A 5,586-nucleotide genomic window follows, 5' to 3' on the forward strand; every position below is an offset into this window, starting at 1 on the left:
GTTAAAGAGCCTATACGTTTGAAACCCACAGTAATCCCTACTGTGGGTTTATTTTTTTGAAATTTTCTTCGGAGAAGTTTAATGTTATAGAGAAAGAAGGAAAATAAGATGATCAGTAACTATTTGAGAAAAAAATAAGTCGATTATATTAAAAACTAATTTTGGAAGGAATTTTAACATGAGATATGAAAGAACCCAGCGTAATAAAAAGAAGAAAAGAATCAGATGGTCAGGGGTCTTTTTCTTGCTGTTTCTTCTCATCGGTGCTTTGGCTGTTTATTCCTATTTTCAATTTAGAGCAGGTGTAAGTGATTCAGCCAAGACAGCTGAGCAAAATAAACAGGAATATGAATTCAATGGTGAAAGAGACCGAAATGGTGCCACCAACATTCTATTGCTTGGCAGTGATGCCAGAGGAAAAGAGAAGTCGCGTGCAGATACAATTATGATTGCAAGCTATAATCCGGATAAAGGCACCTATAAGCTGACGTCCATTATGAGGGATACGTATATCAGCATTCCGGGCTATGGTGACAATAAGATTAATGCCGCATTTGCTTTAGGCGGACCTGAATTGCTTAGGCAAACAATTAAGGAGAACTTCGATATTGATCTCCAGTACTATGCAATCGTCGATTTTGAAGGATTTGTCCGCGTGGTGGATGAAGCTTTCCCAGACGGTGTTGAAGTAAACGTTGAAAAGAGGATGTCAGAAAACATTGGAGTCACACTGGAGCCGGGATTACAGAAGCTGGATGGGAAGCATTTATTAGGTTATGTGCGGTTCCGTCATGATGCAGTCGGTGATTTTGGGCGGGTAGAACGCCAGCAGAGCGTCATTAAGGAAGTGGGCAAACAGTTCGCCAGTTTTCAAACCCTTCCTAAGCTTCCAAAGCTTGTTGGTGTAGTAATGCCATTTGTGAATACGAATATGGATACAGGGGATATCTTGTTTATGGGAAAAGGTTTCCTATCCAAGGATAATCGGAATATCGATACGATGAGAATCCCGGTTGAAGGCTCTTACGAAAATCAAAGGGTCGAAGGAGCAGGTGCTGTGCTGGCGATCAACCTTGAAGAAAACAGGCAAGCGCTTCAGGAATTTTTAGCAAAATAAATGAATGATGTTAGAAAGTTCTCATTCATTGGTAAGATGTGTACAATAATTTCAATGAGGTATTTATGAAATAAGATTGTTTGGTGAAGCTCTGCAGTAATGGAAAGCAAGCCAAAGAATGAATGGCACAAGGCTGAGCTTTAGCCTGCAGAGCTATTGGACAAGGAGACTTCCATGGATTTTGAATTATTGAAAGAATGGTTTACAATCGAAAATATTATGGACCTTCTCAGGCAATATCGGTCATTTGGACCGATCCCGGGAATATTGCTCCCGATGCTGGAAGCATTCCTTCCTTTTTTGCCATTGTTTTTATTTGTCATGGCCAATGCAAATGCTTTTGGCCTTTGGCTCGGTTTTCTATTTTCCTGGATCGGCGCGGTGCTGGGTGCTTTGATTGTATTTTTGATTTTTAGGAATTATGGACAGGGTAGGGCACTGCGTTTTTTACAGCGTCATTCAAAGGTCCAAAAGGGAATGAACTGGATTGAGCGCCATGGGTTTGGCCCGATTTTCCTGATGCTTTGCTTTCCGTTCACACCATCTGCACTCGTAAATATTGTTGCCGGCATGTCGAAAATAAGCATGGCTCAGTATATGCTGGCAGTTATCGCTGGCAAGATGGTGATGATTTTCACAATAAGTTTTGTCGGATATGATCTCCGCTCTTTAATCACGAACCCATTCCGGACTGCCATTGTCCTTGTGATCATCGCTATTCTTTGGTATATCGGGAAAAGAATTGAAGTAAAAATGAATACGAGTGTGGGAAAAGATGATAAAGTTCGATAATCAAACCAGTCCTTATAGAAGTACCTGAAGTGGAAATCTACAGAATAATTTAAAACGCCTAATGATTGTATACACATAGATAGCTGTTTTCTGTAAATAATCTTGTTCCCTTATATTTACGTACAGGTCCTATTCAAAAGTATTTGATAGCAAAAATAAACAAGAGTTTCTTTCCGAGTGATAGTAAAGACACGGGGAACCAGGAGTTTAAGAAAAACAGCATATGATGGTGGTGAGGAAGCGCATGAAAGAGAGCATTAAAAAAGAGGGTATCGAGTGGATCAAAGCTTTTGCTTTGGGGATTATCATTTTCGCATTTATCAGGATTTTCTTTTTTTCAAATTATGTAGTCGAAGGGGAATCAATGCTTCCGACTCTGGAGGAAGGCAATAAGGTTGTGGTCAATAAATTCGGGGATGATGTTGATGAACTAGAACGTTTCGACGTCATTGTCTTTCATGCAAATGAAAAAGAAGACTTTGTAAAGCGAGTCATTGGCCTTCCGGGAGAGAAAATTGAATACCGGGAGGATCGGCTATATGTCAATGGAAAGAAGGTATACGAGCCCTTCTTGAAGCAGTACAGGGAAGAATCACTTGGTGGCTATCTGACGGGAGACTTTACGCTGGAAGACTTGACAGGCGTGAAAAGAGTGCCGGAAGGAAAGCTTTTTGTCCTGGGAGATAACAGGCTTGGCAGCTGGGACAGCAGACAATTTGGTTTCATTTCTGTAGATCAGGTTGTCGGGAAGGTTAATTTGCGGTACTGGCCGCTGGAAGAGATGGCCGTAAAATTTTAGTCGAAGCTGTTCGACTTTTATTTAGAATAGCATGGAAAAAGAAATGGAAGGACTCGGCAGATTTCGAGTCTTTTTTTATTTCCCTTATGTTAGAATAGTATTAATATTATGAAAACAAGGCGGAGATTATATGCAGGGGACATTGCCGTTAATCAAAACAAAGCTGATTGTTCCTACACTTCAGGAGCAATGGATTCGTCGTGCAAAATTTTCGAAAAAAATGAAAGCGATTACTGAAAAACCACTGACGATCATCCAGGCTGGTGCCGGCTATGGAAAAAGCACTGCATTAGCAATGTTTGTTAAGGATGAGAACCAACCCTGCTGCTGGTATACCATTTCCTCATCCGATGATGATATCCTTCCGTTCCTCTCTTACTTGACTGCCTCCATTCAAACAGTCTTCCCTGCCTTTGGCAATGAACTGTCTTCTTACATTAAAAATATGGATCGATACATAAGAGAAGAAGAGCTAAGCATGCTTTGCACCATCTTCATCAATGAAATCCTTCAAATTGAAGAACCAATCACGGTCATTCTGGATGACTTTCATGCGATTGAGCATTCATACCATATCAATATTTGGATTGAAAAGCTCCTTGAGCATATCCCGGGACATTTGCACCTTGTCCTATCCACCAGAACAAGGCCGGGATGGAAAATCCTCGCTAAAATGAGGGTGAAAAATGAACTGAATGAGCTTTCAAAAACGGATTTGGTATTTGGCCAAGACGAAATCGAATTATTATTATCCGAGTATTATGAGCTTGAAATTACTGATGAACAAATTGAACATCTTTATAAAATAACGGAAGGATGGGTGATTGCTGTAGGAATGATCGCGCAGCAAATCCCGCATCTGCAAAGTCTGGATCAACTCTTGACGGAACCTTCAAAATCGCTGGAGGATTTATTCCAATACCTTGTGCACGAGGTGTTCTCGAAACAGCCGCCGATGATCCAGCAATTTCTGGAGCAAACCTGCATCTTTGAAGAAATCAGTCCAGATGTATGTGATAGCGTCCTTGGAATGAATGGCTCATTACAGATGCTTCTGCAGCTGACCGCGAAAAATTTGTTCATCCATCAGGTTGGAGACAATCAATTCCGCTATCATGCCTTGTTTCGGGAATTTCTGGAGGACAGGCTCATGCTCAGCCAGCCAGAGAATTATCGGAAACTGATGCTGAACAGCGCCCGCTATTTCGAAAAAAATGGGCAGTGGGAAGAGGCTTTATTTTTCTATGAAAAAATCGGGCAATATGATGCAGCCGCAGCCATCATGGATGAGCAGGGCATGCAGCTGCTGGAAAGAGGGAAGCTCAAAAACTTGAATGAGCGTCTTTCCAAAATTCCTCAGCAGGAAAAAATGCGCTACTGTACCCTGCTATTTTTGGAAGGAGAAGTATATCGCTATCGTTCCCTATATAAACAGGCAGAAACAAGCTATGACCTCGCTATCCAAACGGCTGACAAATACGGTGATATGGAATGGAAAAGCAAGGCGCTAGAAGGGAAGGCCAAAATCTATCTTGATACTATTCAGCCTTTAAAAGCAGAGCGCATCCTTGCGCAAGCAATTGAACTTCGTGAAAAGGCGTTACTAGAAGGATCAGCAGAGGAAACTGGCAGGCTCTATCGGATGCTTGCAGAAAATCTGATTAATTCTGGTCAGGCATTGAAGGCTGAAAAATGGATTGAACGTGCAAGGGCAATTGGGGTCCCGATTGAGGACGGCAATCTTGAAGCAAGACTTTACTTGAGAACAGGCCGTTTTGAGGAAATGCGAAGAATTTTGGCGTCAGTGAAGGAAGTTCATTCTTCAGCTGATAAGCAGCTTCTGCCACAATCACATAGAGAGACAGACCTGTTGTTGGCTTTGATCGAGGCATTTACAGGCAATGGGCTCCAGGCCAAGGCATTATCTCAATCAGGTATTCAGCACGGAATAAAAGTCCAGGCTCCATTTGTAGAAGCTTGCGGGTGGATCAGGATGGGTCATGCTGTCCAGCTGATGGATCAATATGATTTGCAGCTCGCAGAAAAGTGCTATGAAACGGCGCTTGAGATTATGGGGCGGTTAAATATGGAGAGGGGAAAAGCAGAACCGTTGATGGGTCTGTGCATTCTCTATGGCAACAGGCGCGAATATGAACGTGCAGCTGAGGCAGGAAGGAAGGCGCTGCTTGAAACCGAACAAGTGAAAGACATTTGGCTGTCTTCAATGATTACGCTTTGTATGGCGATAGCAGCTATTCACAATAACAAGTTCCAGGAGGCAAGGGAGGACCTGCGAAAAGCAGAGGATCTTTTTGGCCAGTGCGGGGATGAATATGGAAAAATGCTTTTGTCGTTTTGGAAATCTTTTTACTTCTATTTATTAAAAGAAGAGGAAGGGTTCAAGTCTGCCTTCACGAAATTTTTAAAATTGATGAAATCAGGAGGATATGAATTTTTCCTCAAAAAAAGGACGACTTTTGGTCCGAGTGATCTGCAAATGTTTGCTCCACTGCTGATTGATGCTGTGAAACTGTCACTTATGCCATCGTATGCTGAAAAGCTGCTAGAGGATATGAACCTGCCCCGTTTAAGCGCGCATCCCGGCTATTCATTGAAGGTGCAGACGCTAGGCCAATTCAGGGTTTGGCTCGGAGACCGTGAAGTGGAGGACAGAGATTGGCAAAGAGGTAAAGCAAAAGAATTGTTTCAGTTATTTTTGACGAAGCGCAGCCAATTTCTTATGAAGGAAGACATCTTTCAGATTCTTTGGCCGGAACATCTTGGAAAGAATGCAGACAGAGATTTCAAAGTTGCCCTGAATGCTTTGAATAATGTACTGGAGCCTGCTCGCAAAGCAAGATCCTCCCCATTCTTTATC

General features: G+C 42.2%; 4 protein-coding genes. All 4 read left to right on the top strand.

Annotation, left to right across the window (positions count from 1 at the left end; translation table 11 throughout):
- The first annotated feature begins 178 nt into the window (after positions 1 to 178).
- A complete protein-coding gene (locus WB217_RS01070; protein ID WP_423989831.1) occupies positions 179 to 1,117 on the top strand; it encodes an LCP family protein in 939 nt (312 codons plus the stop codon).
- A gap of 174 nt (positions 1,118 to 1,291) precedes the next feature.
- Entirely contained in the window at positions 1,292 to 1,909 is a 618-nt protein-coding gene (locus WB217_RS01075) for a TVP38/TMEM64 family protein (protein WP_423989833.1), read from the top strand.
- Between the two features lie 244 nt (positions 1,910 to 2,153).
- Complete coding sequence (gene lepB, locus WB217_RS01080) at positions 2,154 to 2,708, top strand: signal peptidase I (RefSeq protein ID WP_423989835.1); 555 nt, start codon at positions 2,154 to 2,156, stop codon at positions 2,706 to 2,708.
- A 130-nt stretch (positions 2,709 to 2,838) separates the two neighbouring features.
- Positions 2,839 to 5,586, top strand: a 2,748-nt coding sequence (locus WB217_RS01085; RefSeq protein WP_423989837.1) for a BTAD domain-containing putative transcriptional regulator, incomplete at its 3' end; no start/stop codon positions are given.

Origin of the sequence: Mesobacillus sp., assembly GCF_049588175.1 — a bacterium.
Lineage (GTDB): Bacteria > Bacillota > Bacilli > Bacillales > Cytobacillaceae > Mesobacillus.